General features: G+C 39.2%; 17 protein-coding genes. 3 read left to right on the top strand and 14 right to left on the bottom strand.

Annotation, left to right across the window (positions count from 1 at the left end):
- Positions 1 to 173 precede the first annotated feature (173 nt).
- The 3 genes from BLS33_RS16835 to BLS33_RS16825 all read left to right on the top strand — a co-directional run bounded on the left by BLS33_RS16835 (position 174) and on the right by BLS33_RS16825 (position 2426).
- Positions 174 to 1076, top strand: coding sequence for a NifU family protein (locus BLS33_RS16835; RefSeq protein ID WP_089892179.1), 903 nt, complete (start codon positions 174 to 176; stop codon positions 1074 to 1076).
- Between the two features lie 70 nt (positions 1077 to 1146).
- Positions 1147 to 1347: a dodecin family protein gene (locus tag BLS33_RS16830; RefSeq protein ID WP_089892176.1), complete on the top strand. Its 201-nt coding sequence runs from the start codon at positions 1147 to 1149 to the stop codon at positions 1345 to 1347.
- A gap of 239 nt (positions 1348 to 1586) precedes the next feature.
- Positions 1587 to 2426: a mechanosensitive ion channel family protein gene (locus tag BLS33_RS16825; protein WP_089892173.1), complete on the top strand. Its 840-nt coding sequence runs from the start codon at positions 1587 to 1589 to the stop codon at positions 2424 to 2426.
- 83 nt (positions 2427 to 2509) lie between these two features.
- Here BLS33_RS16825 and tsaB read toward each other — a convergent pair whose 3' ends face one another.
- The 14 genes from tsaB to cyoE all read right to left on the bottom strand — a co-directional run bounded on the left by tsaB (position 2510) and on the right by cyoE (position 14731).
- Positions 2510 to 3187 (bottom strand): tRNA (adenosine(37)-N6)-threonylcarbamoyltransferase complex dimerization subunit type 1 TsaB, encoded by a 678-nt coding sequence (gene tsaB, locus BLS33_RS16820; protein WP_089892170.1) that lies wholly within the window; start codon positions 3185 to 3187, stop codon positions 2510 to 2512.
- A gap of 61 nt (positions 3188 to 3248) precedes the next feature.
- Entirely contained in the window at positions 3249 to 4607 is a 1359-nt protein-coding gene (locus BLS33_RS16815) for a TolC family protein (RefSeq protein WP_089892167.1), read from the bottom strand.
- Between the two features lie 31 nt (positions 4608 to 4638).
- Positions 4639 to 5787, bottom strand: a complete 1149-nt coding sequence (locus BLS33_RS16810) for an efflux RND transporter periplasmic adaptor subunit (protein WP_089892163.1) — start codon at positions 5785 to 5787, stop codon at positions 4639 to 4641.
- Positions 5788 to 5954: 167 nt separating this feature from the next.
- Positions 5955 to 7217, bottom strand: a complete 1263-nt coding sequence (locus tag BLS33_RS16805) for an ABC transporter permease (RefSeq protein WP_089892161.1) — start codon at positions 7215 to 7217, stop codon at positions 5955 to 5957.
- A 1-nt stretch (position 7218) separates the two neighbouring features.
- A complete protein-coding gene (locus BLS33_RS16800) occupies positions 7219 to 8448 on the bottom strand; it encodes an ABC transporter permease (RefSeq protein WP_089892158.1) in 1230 nt (409 codons plus the stop codon).
- On the bottom strand, positions 8441 to 9142 hold the full coding sequence (locus BLS33_RS16795; protein ID WP_089892155.1) for an ABC transporter ATP-binding protein: 702 nt from the start codon (positions 9140 to 9142) through the stop codon (positions 8441 to 8443). The genes BLS33_RS16800 and BLS33_RS16795 overlap by 8 nt, the downstream gene beginning before the upstream one ends.
- Before the next feature lie 286 nt (positions 9143 to 9428).
- The gene (locus BLS33_RS16790) at positions 9429 to 9644 is read right to left on the bottom strand and encodes a hypothetical protein (RefSeq protein ID WP_089892344.1); all 216 of its coding nucleotides are present in this window, start codon (positions 9642 to 9644) and stop codon (positions 9429 to 9431) included.
- A gap of 27 nt (positions 9645 to 9671) precedes the next feature.
- A complete protein-coding gene (locus tag BLS33_RS16785) occupies positions 9672 to 10214 on the bottom strand; it encodes a DUF420 domain-containing protein (protein WP_218129580.1) in 543 nt (180 codons plus the stop codon).
- A complete protein-coding gene (locus BLS33_RS16780; protein WP_089892152.1) occupies positions 10207 to 10932 on the bottom strand; it encodes an SCO family protein in 726 nt (241 codons plus the stop codon). The genes BLS33_RS16785 and BLS33_RS16780 overlap by 8 nt, the downstream gene beginning before the upstream one ends.
- Entirely contained in the window at positions 10932 to 11564 is a 633-nt protein-coding gene (locus BLS33_RS16775) for a hypothetical protein (protein ID WP_089892149.1), read from the bottom strand. The genes BLS33_RS16780 and BLS33_RS16775 overlap by 1 nt, the downstream gene beginning before the upstream one ends.
- Positions 11565 to 11635: 71 nt before the next feature.
- Positions 11636 to 12019, bottom strand: a complete 384-nt coding sequence (locus BLS33_RS16770; RefSeq protein WP_089892146.1) for a cytochrome C oxidase subunit IV family protein — start codon at positions 12017 to 12019, stop codon at positions 11636 to 11638.
- Between the two features lie 63 nt (positions 12020 to 12082).
- Positions 12083 to 13057 carry a cytochrome c oxidase subunit 3 gene (locus BLS33_RS16765; RefSeq protein ID WP_089892143.1) on the bottom strand — a complete coding sequence of 325 codons (975 nt, stop codon included), beginning with the start codon at positions 13055 to 13057 and terminating at the stop codon, positions 12083 to 12085.
- Positions 13058 to 13155: 98 nt separating this feature from the next.
- A complete protein-coding gene (locus BLS33_RS16760) occupies positions 13156 to 13740 on the bottom strand; it encodes a cytochrome c oxidase subunit 3 (protein ID WP_089892140.1) in 585 nt (194 codons plus the stop codon).
- A 91-nt stretch (positions 13741 to 13831) separates the two neighbouring features.
- Positions 13832 to 14731: a heme o synthase gene (gene cyoE, locus BLS33_RS16755; protein WP_089892137.1), complete on the bottom strand. Its 900-nt coding sequence runs from the start codon at positions 14729 to 14731 to the stop codon at positions 13832 to 13834.
- Positions 14732 to 14791: the final 60 nt, after the last annotated feature.

Below are 14791 nucleotides of genomic sequence, written 5' to 3'. Positions count from 1 at the left end.
AGGTTCGTATTATCGACTAAACATAACTAATAACGGATGAAATGCAACAATATTATCTTAAAAGTCACGAGATAATCATCCTTTCCATACACATAAGCGACTTTCGGTAAGACACCGATAAAAGCCTACGTTCTTTGCAAAAATGATTGTACTTTTACACAAAATTAAAAGCGATGAAAGAGTATACCATCACAACCGTCAAAACCAACAACCCCAGCATATTAAAATTCGAGACGAATCAGTTTTTAGTCACAAATAAAAACTATGAATTCAAGAATATCGATGAGGCTAAAGACTCCCCTTTGGCTCGGCAATTATTTTACCTTCCCTTTATTAAAACGGTCTATATTTCAGGCAACTTTATAGGTCTCGAGCGTTTTGATATTGTTGAATGGGATGATGTCAAAGATGAAGTGGCCCAACAATTGGTAGAATACCTGAATGCAGGGGAACCTATAGTTACTGAAAGCGAAGATCAAAAATTATCACCAGTCACTGTTTACGCCGAAGTAACACCCAACCCGGCTACCATGAAATTTGTGACCAATAAACGTATCGTTCCCACAATCTTCGAGTTTAAAAACATCGATGAGGCGGCGACCTCTGATTTGGCAAAACAACTGTTTCATTTTCCATTTGTAAAGGAAGTATTTTTTGACGAAAACTATGTTTCAATTAGAAAATACGATGTTGCCGAGTGGAACGATGTAACCATGGAGCTTCGGGAATTTATTCGGAACTTTCTGGCCGAAGGTAAAGAAGTCGTATCAGCTGAGAGCTTAAGTCAAGAAAGTGTACAAGTCGCCAATAGCGAGGTAGCTAGTAAAAATCTGGATGACACCTCTCAAGAAATTATCGATATTCTTGAAGAATATGTAAAACCTGCGGTCGCCAGTGATGGTGGAAATATTCTTTTTCAATCGTATGAAAAAGAGAGTAAAACGGTAAATGTTATTCTGCAAGGAGCATGCAGTGGATGTCCCTCATCTACTTTCACTTTGAAAAATGGAATTGAGAACATGTTGAAAAATATGATGGGCGATAAAGTCAATGAAGTAGTAGCGGTGAACGGCTAATTTCCAGCCTAGATTTTCGTCTTTACGGTTAATATTCATTATCTTGAAGGAAATCTAAAAACACTATACTATGTCAGTTTTAAAAGTTATTGAAGTATTGGCTAATTCCGACAAAAGTTGGGAAGATGCGGCTAAAAATGCCGTTGCGCACGCCTCTAAATCGGTAAAGAACATACGCTCGGTGTATATCAACGAGCAAAGTGCCACTGTCAAGGATGGCAAAATGGATAATTACCGGGTCAACGTTAAAATCACTTTTGAAGTGAATTAACAACTAGCCCAATACAAATTTAACGTCCGGTAATTACCGGACGTTTTTTTTGGAACACTTTCACGCCTCCCTTTTAAAAAATGCGCCTAACACCTTCTAAACACCTATTAATCACACTTCCGCGGTAAGACGTTTCAGCAATCAAAACAAACTACACCAAATTAACAATAGTTTATTTCTTATTTTTTGATGACCATTAAGTTTTTTGTTATGTTGGCAAAAATTAATTAAACCGTTTTATGAAAGAATTTACGAATTATCAAGAACACATTGACAACGCCATCGCATGGGTTTGGACCGCATTACCCAATCTCATAATGGCTATTATAATTCTAGTCTTAGGATTGTGGGTCTTGCGTTTCATTAACCGTATGGTTCGCAGGTTTTTCGCTAAAAAAGATTACGACCCAACCTTGGAAACTTTTTTACAGAGTTTTATTAGTGCCGGCCTCAAAATCGTATTATTTGTTCTAGTGGTCACCCAAATGGGCGTACAGTCTTCTTCTCTGGTGGCTATTGTGGGTGCTGCAGGGTTAGCTATAGGTTTGGCGCTACAAGGGTCACTATCCAATTTTGCCGGTGGGGTGCTTATTTTACTTTTTAAGCCGTTCAAAGTGGGTGACTTTATTTCTGCACAAGGAGTAGATGGAACAGTAAAAGAAATAACGATTTTCACAACCAAATTGAATACGTTCGGAAATCAAGTGGCTATACTACCCAATGGGCAACTTTCGAATAATAACATTATCAATTACAACGCCGAAAAAATCCGTAGAGACAAAATAGATGTCGGCATTGGTTATGGATCGAATATCAAAAAAGGAAAGGATATTCTGTTACAGATATGCGCGGAAAATGAAAATATTCTTAAAGAGCCGGTACCGGAAGTATATGTTGGTGCCTTGGCCGATAGTTCGGTAAACTTAACGTTGCGTTTTTGGGCCAATAACGAGAATTTTTGGGCCGCTCATTTTTATGTGTTGGAAGAATTAAAAAATCGATTCGATGCGGCAGGTATTGAAATTCCGTTCCCACAACGGGTGATGCACGCACCAGCAAAAAGAGCTAGCGAAGCCTAATTTACAAGTTTGTTCATTGTCCCATGATGGCCACAAATACCTGCTATCATGGGCATCGAAGTAACAATCATGCTGCTATACCGTTATTTTTTTTTGCCCGCATTTAGTATAAAGTCTTTTAGATAGTAGGGCTCAAAATAGGCTACATTTTCAAAATCTTTCTCTAAGAATTTGGCATAAGAAAGTTTTGTCATTTCCTTGGCTGAAGGCACGGCATCCGTATTAAAACTAAAGTTCGGATACGCTAGTACTTGTTTGCATTTATCGGCACCACTTCCGATTAACAGAACTTTTCCCTTCCCCTCCAACTCTTGAAAAGCATTCTGGTCTATAATTTGTGCTCGTGTCTCACGAACCTCTTTTCCTGATTGGTCGAAAATAGCCGAATACACTTCCATGCGCCGAGCATCCAACATAGGTATAACAAAATCATACGTACCAGATTCAACTTGATAGGCCATGCTTCTCAAAGTCGAAATCGAAATAAGGGGGACATCCAAGGAAAAACATAGGCCCTTTGCCGCCGAAACCCCGATACGCAACCCCGTATATGAACCCGGACCTTTACTAACGGCAACCGCGCTCAATTCTTCAAAGGAAATGGACGCATCGTGCAAGACCTTCTCTATAAAAACGTGCAATTGCTCTGCATGCGAGTAATTGGGCGTGTCGTGTTCTTTAATCGCAAGCAGTTCGCCATCTTTAGCAATACTTACCGAGCAATTGGTACTAGCTGTTTCAAGGTTTAAAATCGTTGCCATAATGGGCGCAAATATAATCCTATTTAACCAAAATATTCAGGATTCGGAAAGCTGTTCGGTCTTAATACCCCTCAAGGTCGAGTGTAACTCCGAAATAGAACTCCAATACCTTGATTCGAAACATATAATCGTATTTGGTACGCACCAATTCCGCCGCAGCATCATCTACCCGCGACTGGGCCTGACTAAAATCAAAGGCATTCATTAAACCAACGTCATATCTTTCCTTAGAATAATTATACGCCAAACGTCTTGCATCCAATGTTTTTTGTGCCGCTTCATACGCTTTCGAAAAACTTTTAACATCTACATAGGCCTGATTGATATTGGTTTCTAAGCCCAGTTTTTCTTGCTCTAGCTGCAGTTTAGCCCTTTCAACATTTATTTGGGAACGCTTTATATTGTTCTTTACACTAAAACCATTAAAAATGGGTATGTTCATTTGCAGGCCATAAGAAATACCATCATTCATCCATAGTTGGTCACCAAAACTCTCCCTGAACAACTGTCCGGTTATGTTGTCAAACCTTTCTTGATCGGAAAATCTGGTATTATAATTGAAAAATCCTCCTAAAGTAGGATATAACGCCCCTTTGGTTATTTTTAAATCTTCGATGGCCAAATCGATATTCGATTGGGAGAACTTGATATCATTTCGGAACGTCAATGCCTTGGCAAAAATTTCCTTGGGCGAATTATTAAGAATATCGGTCGGTGGTATTTCGAAGTCAATATCGACTATGTCAAAATTTTCATAATCGGTTATTTGTAAGAGCTGCGCCAGATTTATCCTCGATAACAGGACCTGATTTTCCGTATTAACAATTTGCTGTTCCAAATTGGCAGCCGTAGCTTCTACTTCCAACAAATCACCTGATGGCAAAACCCCTGCTTCCACCAATTCTTTGGTGCGTTTCAAATCTTGCTCCGTCACCGCATATCGCGCATTAAAGACTTTTAACGTCTCTTTGTTCGATAGTATTTGCAAATATGAATTCGCCACGTTAAGACTGATATCATCTTTCAAATCATCTAAGCGATATTGATTGGAAAGAGCATTTAATTTCGCCCTGTTGAGTCGATGGATATTACGAAGTCCGTCGAACAAAGTCACCGATGAGGAAAGTCCACCGCTAGCGGTCATAATAGTTGTCGTAACCGGTTCTTGAGTCGTGGGGTCAAAAGAAAGTCCCGTGTTACCCGATGTGCTCATTGAAGCATTGAGATTCGGAAGCATATCTCCCAATGCATCGGATTTATCGATATGTGCACTTAGAAGATCTAGTTCGTATTGCTCAACGGTCAGATTATTTTCGACGGCATATTCAACACATTCGCGAAGGGTCCATTTCTTTTGCTGTGCCGACATGCTACCCATCGTGAACAACAGGAGTAATAAAGCTGTTAATTTGAAATTCATTTGATTTTGATTTAATTACGATTGATGATTTTTATTCTTCCGAGTCTTCCGACTCTTCTTCATCTTCACCTTTCTTAATAGGCTCGGTTTTATTCCACTGTTTGACCTCATCATCTTCGGTGAGTCCGGAAACAATCTCTACGTTCACGCCATCGGAAATACCAATCTCAATATCTTTTCGCTCAAACTTCTGATCGGCAATAGCACCCGTGGCTACCTCGACATAGGGCTTGTCGGTTTTTTTGTCAAATTGCAACAAGGCTTCGGGAATGACCAAAATACTATCTTTCTTTTCAAGTGTTAAAGAGGCATTGGCACTATATCCTGCCCTAACGAAAACATCGTCTTTAATCTCTACATCTCCTTCTATCTTAAATTGAACGGCACCGGTTTCCTCGACCCCTTTAGGAGCTATAAACTTTAATTTAGCATCCAATTCTTCACCTTCTATCGCTCCCAAACTTATTTTTAAAGGCATGCCCACTTTTAATTTGCCCACTTCACCTTCATCAACTTTTCCTTCGAAAATCATTTTACTCAAATCGGCAATCGAGGCAATGGTAGTACCATCATTGAAATTATTACTTTCAATGACCTGATCACCCTCTTCTACAGGAATTTCTAGTATGGTTCCGGCAACTGTTGCCCTAATATTTGTATTTGCTGTCGCAGATCCACTGGCCGAGCCACTACGAATAATTTGATAGTCAGATCGTGCATTTTGCAGCTCCTGCGTTGATTGATCAAACTGTAATTGTAGTGTATTGAAATCTTGACTGGAAATCACTCCTTTATCAAACAACTTCTTATTTCTGTCGTATTCAATTTTTATATTAGCTAGTGCAATTTCAGCATTTCTGACCCTACCCCTTGATTGGTTCAAAGCTTGTTCGTTCGGTACGATTTTAATCTTGGCTATTAAATCGCCTGCCTTGACCTCGTCGCCTTCCTCCAAATATATTTTATCAATGATACCAGAGATTTGCGGCTTGATTTCTACTTCATCTTCAGGAACGACCTTGCCAGTCGCCACTGTCTTTTGTTCAATGCTGGAAACAAAAGGTTTTTGGGTCTCGAAAGTAATTGCTGATTTACTGTTGGTTTTTATAAAAAAAGCTGCCGCCCAAAGTGCTCCGAGCACCAATAAACCTATTAATACGTATTTTACGATCTTGTTCATTTTAAAGTTGTATTTGTTGTTATTGTATTCGTGGTTTTCAGTTAAAAATTTCCTTTAGAATACATATTGTTTTCCTTGGATTGTTCGATAATAAAACTCCATTTGAAAAACAGTACGATTCAAAACATATGAATTATCTTTTCTTTTTCGTATTTCTAAAAAGCTTGTTATTCTTCCCTTAATGCGTCAATAGGTTTAATGCTCACTGCCCTTTGTGCCGGTATCAGGCCTATCAAAGTACCCAAAACTACCATTATCAATAAAGCCCCTATCACATATGGGATGGGAACCGTAGGATTGGTATAAGGGAAATCAATATCTTTAGTAAAACTACTAATCAAGCTGAGTGTACCGGCACCAAGAATAATACCCATAACACCCGCAATCATAGTCAAGAAAACAGATTCTAAAATTATTTGTGAACGTACCTCATTAGGTGTAGCCCCCAAAGCCCTTCGAACCCCTAACTCTTTGGTTCGCTCCTTTACTGAAATCAACAAGATGTTTCCTATACCAATCACCCCTGCCAAAATCGTAGCTATACCAACAATTAACGAAAGGAAGGTTATCCCTTTTGCGAAACCAATTATTTTACCAAACTGTTCACCCAAATTAAAAGAACCGAACGCCCTTTCATCATCGGGGTGCACCTTATGTATATTCTTTAAAAGATTTTTGATGTTCTCCTCTACTTTTACCACATCGACATCGTCATAGGCTGCAATGGAGAACCAGCCTACATTATCACCCGTATTGTAAAGTTTTTTAAAGGTTGCAAAAGGAATAAAAATATCGCCATCGCCACCGAAACCACCGCTTGCATCGAATTTATGTACGCCTACCACTTGGAAAAAAACATCATCGATTTCGATAAAGCCGCCAATCGTCTTTTCCCCTTTCTTAAAAAGTTCTTTCTCGGTGCGTTCACCAATGACACATACCTTTCTCGCCTTTTCTATATCTTCATCATTGATGAACCTACCACCATCGTATATTTTTTTTGGAGCAATTTTGGTGAAGGTGGGAAAATCTCCAAACACAGGATAACTTCCCGATTCTTTACCCCTTCCTACCCTCGCCGGTGTAGAACCAAAAAATCCTTTTACATTCCGGGGTGCTATATATTGCACTTCGGGTATTCTATTTTCAATCATTGTGACATCGCCCAATTTCAATTGTAATTGCCTGCCGGTCTTAAAGCCTTCGTTGGGCATACTTGTACTTTGTGCCCAAACGAACATGCTATTTCTGGCAATGGTTTCAAACATGCGCTCGAAACCGTTATCCATACCTTTTGACGCTCCTGATAAGGTGATATAGATAAAGATTCCCCATAGCACTCCCACAATGGTTATAATTGTTCGGATCTTGTTCTTTCCTATAGAACCAAAAATCTCTTGCCACGTATTTCTATCGAATAAAAATCTCATACTATTCGTCTCTAAGTGCTACAATTGGTTTTATACGCGCGGCCCTTCTAGCAGGCACATAGCCAGCTATAGCTCCAAAAACAATCAAAATCATTGTTGCGAAAATCGCGGTACCGGTATCTATATATGGATTGGTAATAAAAAAATCTTTTAGCTTTTCACCCAACGAACTTAGGATGGCAATGCCTATCAGCATTCCGACAAACCCGGATATGGTGGTAATAAATACCGATTCCAATAGAATAGTGCCTATAACCGACTTAGGGGTCGCTCCTAAGGCCTTTCGTATACCCAATTCTTTTGTCCGCTCTTTGACCACAAAGACCATAATATTGCTTATGCCAATAATACCCGCGATGATAGTACCAAATGCTACTAGCGCAACAATTATCTGAAGTACCCGCGCAAACTGTTGGTTCTGCTTCAATTGGTCGGCTACATTACGTATAAAAATGCCGTTTTGATCTTGCGGACTGATGTACTTTTTTTCTCGAATAAAGCGGTCGAGACTTTTTTCAAACGCCATGGCCCCGGCATAGCCAATCTGGGGCTTGAACCCTACAATGATCTGACTTACCTTGTCATTATTCTTTTCAATCAGTTGACGTGTAGTATATGGTATTACCACAACACGCTCTTCATTATCTCCCCCATCATCTTGAAATACGCCCACTACTTTAAAAGAGCTACCTCCGATGTCGACATATTTTCCGATTGAATTTTTGGCACCGAACAAATCTTGCTCTACCAGCCGACCAATAACCGCATTTTTGGTTTTGTTCTTTATATCGAGCTTGTTCAAGTAACGACCTTTCATGATGATGGTCATTTCACTAAACTGGTGTGATGGGGCTACTCCAAGGGTAGTATAACTGTTCGATTCTTGCTTATATCTAACAGTATCTTGCCTTGAAATTCGGGGTGTTACATATTCCAAGAAAAGTGGAAAATTCTTCTCTATATCGGCTAGATCGCTGTTCTCGAACTCAATAGTTCTATTTGACTTGTAACCTTTATACGGAACGGTGGTTCGCCCAGGGAAAATAAAAAAGACATTGGTAGCGTCATCTCCAAAAAAATCGTCGAAAGTATTGATAAGGCCATTGCCGAAACCAAAAAGGACCACAAATATCAAAATACCCAGAGCGACGGTAAACCCAGACAAGAAGGTTCTTAATTTATTCTTTTGAATGGTTTCAAAAATCTCTTTCCAATTGTCTCTGCTAAACATAAGTAGAAGCTCTAACCTGTTCAACCTTTTTATCTTCTACAATAACTCCATCTTTTAAATAAACGATGCGCTTGCACATATGGGCAATATCTTCTTCATGGGTTACGACCAAAATGGTGTTGCCCAGATCGTTGATTTTCTGAATGAGGTCCATCACCTCATAGGAAGTTGTACTGTCCAATGCCCCTGTGGGCTCATCAGCCAACAAAACTTTTGGCTCCGCTGCCATTGCCCGCGCTATTGCCACACGTTGTTTTTGACCCCCTGAGAGTTCATTTGGCAAATGGGTGGCCCATTCTTTCAGACCGACTTGTCCCAAATATTTCATTGCTCTTTGTTCCCGCTCCTTTCGAGGTACTTTTTGGTAGTACAAGGGTAACGCCACATTTTCCATAGCGCTTTTGTAATTGATAAGATTGAAGGATTGAAATACAAAGCCCAAAAACTTATTCCGGTATTTGGCGGCCTTAGTTTCGTTAAGATTTTTAATAGGAACACCATCGAGATTATACTCACCGGAGTCAGCTTCGTCCAACATTCCCAAAATGTTCAATAAAGTGGATTTACCTGATCCGGAAGAACCCATGATCGCCACTAGTTCACCTGCCTCTATCGATAAATTAATTCCTTTTAAAACATGAAGGGAATTACTTCCCATTTTATACGATTTGTGAAGGTCTTTTATTTCGATCATGCGGAAGATGTTAGTTGTTCAGGTTCTTAAATCTTAGCAATAAGACTAACCATAGATATCATTGTTACATCCTTGAATGTAAAAGTTATGTTAAATAAATTAGTGGGGAAATTTTTACGAAGAGCCACCTCTTTCAATTACGATGCTGTTTGCGCCAGTAAAAGAGTGGCAGCCCCTAAATCGCCTAGCCTTAGGTTAAAACAAGGTAAGCATACAAATACTGTTTACCAAATGAAATTAAAAAGATGAATGCTCTAACGAATTCTTAAAAAATCAATCAAATGGTTTATGTGCGCATTTTTTTGTAGACGAAATAAAAAAGCACTGCCACCAATACGTAGGGGACCGCCATGAGGTAAACGATGCCATTATTAATTCCTTCAGCAGCACCAACATTATCCCCACTTTCCAAAACGGCCCGACACATGGCACATTGCGCTTTCGATATTTTGGGAAGCAACAACAGCACTATAACCAATAAAATAGCATTGATCCTTTTCATAATATTATTTAATTGCATTCTGCAACATCAATTCACATAATACGGTGAAATCATCATATAAACAATTACCCCCGTTATCGCCACATATAACCAAATGGGGAAGGTAATTCGCGCCAGCTTTCGATGCGCTTCAAACTTTTTCAAGTAGGCCCTCGCATATGTTTTTAACACCAACGGAATAATCGCTATGGACAAAATAATATGGGATATCAGAATAAAATAATACACATATCTCACCGGGCCCGCACCTTTATAGGTTGTGGATTCAGACGTCATATGATAGGCCACATACATCACTAAAAAAAGTACCGACAAACCGATGCAGAAGGTCATCACGTTTTGATGCAACTGCCTTTTCCCGTTTTTTATGGCCCATACCGCCACAAGTAATAGTACGGCCGTCAATCCGTTGATAGATGCATATATAGGAGGAAGAAATGACAGCGGTTCAACGTTCGGTAGCTTTACCCGGAATAAAATAGCGACCACTAGCGGAATAACGATAGAAACCACGGTAATCAATCTATTGAACTTTCGTTCCCTGGCCAAGCCAAACTCCATATTACTCATCCAACAACTTTTTAATATCTTCTTTTAAAATGGAAATTTGTTGTTTTTCACCATGGTCATTCTCTCCATCTGATTCAGCAATGGCACCACGGTAATAAACGATAGGGTTTCCGAACCTATCAGTTCTTGATCGAAGAAATCCTTGTTTATCGACAAGCGCGAAAAGTCCAGAATGTTCAAATCCTCCGGGAGCATCGGGCGCTTCGGCGGCAAAAATATTAAACCCCGCATTGGCCAATTCGTAAATTTTCTCTTTGTCTCCTGTCATCAAATTCCAATCCATATCGGTAATGCCATATTCCTCTGCATATTCCTTTAACACACCGGGAGTGTCATATTCAGGGGTAATAGAAAAAGATGCTATGCCAAAATCATCAAATTCTTGGAACTCATCTTGCAGAGCCACCAAATTCTTATTCATAACCGGACAAATTGAGGGACAGGAGGTAAAGAAAAACTCTACCACATACACCTTTCCCAAATAATCACGATTTGTGACCAATAGACTGTCTTGGTTAATAAATTCAAAAGAAGGTACTTTTCGTATTTGACCGTCTAGGGTAATGTACTTTAAAGGAATCTTCGGCGGTTCGACGCTCATACGGTCGGTTTCAACAATAGTCCCACCCTTGATGCGATCAACAATTCTAGGAATAAAGATTATCCCGAAAATCAGAATTATCAAAGACACCCATATGTATGTGTACTTTTTGTTCATTATTTTTGTCTATCGGCATTGTTCTTTTTAAGGGCCAAGCGATACTCGGCCAAAATAATCTTGACGTCGTCGACCATTTTATTATTTAAATCGGCCACGGAAGATGCATCAAAACCATATTTCGTTCCTTCATCTTCATCATTCTTTCGACCACGAAGACTTCTATCCTTATCAATAATAAAAACATATGGAATTCCTAAGTGCTCATCCAGTTTCCTGTCAGTTTTTAATTCTGTAAAAAAATCGCGAATCTTATTCTCTTCGGCGAAGACAAAATTCCATTTTTGCATATCGACCAGTTTTCCCAATTCCCTTTTAATTTCTTCCACTTCCTGTTCCTTTCCCAAGGGAACCATCATGACAAACTGAAAGTCTTTGAATTTATAGAAACGCTTGTAGATTTTCTGGTTAAGGTTAAATGCAATTCCCTTCTTGTTCGAGGTATCATCACCTAAAAAGCCCAAAACGGTAATTTTGTCCTCTAGTGACACTGAGCCATCAATAGCACTAATTTCTGGTACGTTTTCAGTAAGTATTGGCAACTTGCCAAAATTGTTTACCCCCGACGCAAAGAAGAGGTAAATAACAACAGGTAGAACGAACAAGACTACTAATACAAATGTCTTTTTCATGGTAGTTTAAGAATGGTACAAAAATAAAAAAGACGGTTGTTATACCGTCTTTTCATTCTGTTAATTTTGCCTTAGAAATTCCAGGTTACAAAGCCATATTTAAAGACGTTGTAAATATAGTCAGCTTCAAAGAGAAGAATAAATATCAGATAAGCCACCAAGAAAATAGGTGTCCACACTATCGCTCTTCTCAATGCACTTTTTTCATCACGTAAGTGCATAAAATCCCAAGCAATATAATAGGCCTTTACCAAGGTCAATATGATAAATATCCAGTTCAGTACTTTCATACCCAAAAAGTAGGAGTGCGTCAAAGACTTGGGCTTGGTAATACCCAACGCTACTTCAATTGTCGTAATTACGGTCAAGAAAATCAGTACGCCCCAAATTTTTTGTGTGTTGGACTTGAACTTTAAAAGTCCTCTGAATATTTCTAATTTATGTTCGTGTGCCATGTTATAAACAGTCTTGTTACTTAAATATCAATCTTCTTTAGTCAAAAATGACAATTAAATTTCTTAAACCAAATAGAAAAAGGTGAATACAAATACCCATACCAAATCTACAAAGTGCCAATATAAACCTACTTTTTCAACCATTTCGTAATGGCCACGACGTTCGTAAGTTCCCAATATCACATTAAAGAATATAATGATATTTATCACTACACCAGAAAATACGTGAAAACCGTGAAAGCCTGTTATAAAGAAGAAGAAGTCGGCAAAAAGCCTACTACCATATTCGTTGTGAATCAAGTTTGCACCTTCTACCACCTGCGTTGCGTTCTTCAATTTCGCTAGAGACTCATCACGTGAAAGCACTATTTTTTGATGATCGTCATTAATTGTCTCCGTTCGTATTAAAACATTGGGATTGGCCTTAAAGCCTTCGACAACCTCTTCTAAACTATAACTCGGTACATATCCTTCATTAAAAAACCAAATTCCGTTTTTTCGTTCGTGCTCAGTTCGTTCTCCCGGTATGGTCTTTGCGAAATCGGCCAAGGCCGCTCGCTCACCGGTATCGGCTTTAACGAATTGTAATATTCTTCCTCCACGGGTTTCTACAGCCCCATGATCACCACTAATAAAGGTAGCCCACTCCCAAGCCTGAGACCCCACAAAAATAGCACCTCCAATAATGGTTAGGAACATGTACCATATTACGGCATTCTTTTTCAACTTATGACCGGCATCTACGGCCAATACCATAGTCACCGAAGACATAATCAATATAAAGGTCATAAAGGCCACATAGTACATGGGATAATTTCCATGAAAGAAAGGTACGTGTGTAAAGACCTCATCGGCAATTGGCCATGTCTCTATAAACTTAAATCTTGAAAACCCATAAGCGGCCAAAAACCCAGAAAAGGTCAAGGCATCGGACACCAAGAAAAACCACATCATAAGTTTTCCGTAACTAGCGCCCAAGGGTCGATTACCACCGCCCCAAACGTTTTCTTCCGTAGCTGTTGTCACCGTAGAATCCATATATTTTTTTAACGTTTATTTAGAATTTGCACAAATTTACATTTTTTTCGACCAAACAAAAGCCCAATCGTAATCAAAACCTATTTTATTTGAATTTATTATCCAACATAAATCATGAAAAGAAGCAAATAGATCCATAGAAGATCTAAAAAATGCCAAAAAGTAGCCCCCAATGACAGTCCGAGCATTTCTTCAGGACTATATTTACCTTTTAATTGATTATACAGCACAACCGCCAACGAGATTATTCCGGCAACCACGTGAACAATATGCACGGTAGCAATCAAAAACACATATGACAATTTGATATTGCTCGTGGGTCCCGTAAAATAATATCCTTGGGCCACCATTTGCGAAAAACCGTTGAATTGGAACACGATAAACGCTACCCCTAAGCCCATTGTTACTACCAACAATGTGGTGCATTGTTTCAAGGCCCCGGAACGCATCGCTTTTTTCGCTAATATATAAGTGATACTACTTAATATTATTATACCCGTACTAATAAAGAAAGAAGAGGGCATTTGAAGATCGCTTATCCAGTCTTCACGAGAACTACTACTCACAATATAAGCACTTGTCCACCCTGCGAATGCCATAAGCAAGCTCGCTATGCCGAACCAGAGCATCATTTTCTTTGCCCTGTCATTTTTTACCTTATCTGTTGCTTGCGTTAAATCCATCATCAATTATTATATTCCAAACCTATTATCAATCTATTCACCTAGGGATATGGGCAAAACGTTAAATGCACATCTCCACTCCTAGTTGATTTTATATGAATTTGTCTACCACATAGACTATCTGCATCAATGTAATATAACTTACACTAGCCAACATTAATTTACGTGCCGAAACATTATCACGCTTTTCGAAAAGACGCAGCGCAAAGACCAACATGACCATCCCCATTAGAAATACAATCACCTCAGCAGGCAAAGACAACTGCAACCTTCCGGTAATGCCAAAGGCAGGAACGATTGAAATGACAATCATCCAAATGGTATACATTATAATCTGCAAAGCGGTTCCCTTGTCTTTTTTTCCCGTAGGCAACATTTTAAAACCTCCTCTTTTATAATCCTCATCCAACATCCACCCCAACGCCCAAAAATGGGGGAATTGCCAAAAAAACTGAATCATAAATAGGGTACCAGGTTCTATTCCAAAATCATTCGTAGCAGCGACCCACCCTAACATAAACGGTATGGCGCCAGGGAATGCCCCTACAAAAACAGCTAACGGAGTTTTCGTTTTTAAAGGTGTATATACGCAGGTATATAAAAAAATGGAAATAGCCCCGAACATCGCTGTCTTTGGGTTCAATATATATAACGAGACCACGCCCAATACGGTAAGAATTATAGCAAGCGCCATTGCTTTATTCGTAGACATTCTACCAGAGGGAATGGGCCTGTTTTTGGTACGATTCATCAACGCATCCAAATCTTTTTCGATAACTTGATTAAACGCATTTGAAGCCCCTACCATACAATACCCGCCGAAAGCGAGCAATAAAATTGAAGACATTTCAATCTGATAAGCCCCAAGTAGGTAGCCCGCCAAGGAAGAAAAAACTACACTGACCGCAAGTCGGGCCTTGGTAATCTCCTTAAAATCAGCAAATGTATTTGACCAGACAGCATTTGTTGGCGTATTGACCGCAGCCTTCATTCTCCATTTTTTATCGGAATGCAAAGATAGTCTCAAACACTATTTTGTGCAACCTCTTGA

The organism is Kriegella aquimaris (genome assembly GCF_900103215.1).
GTDB classification, from domain to species: Bacteria; Bacteroidota; Bacteroidia; order Flavobacteriales; family Flavobacteriaceae; genus Kriegella; species Kriegella aquimaris.
The sequence above is the reverse complement of the archived record's forward strand: the minus strand, read 5'-3'. Positions and strand labels throughout refer to the sequence as shown.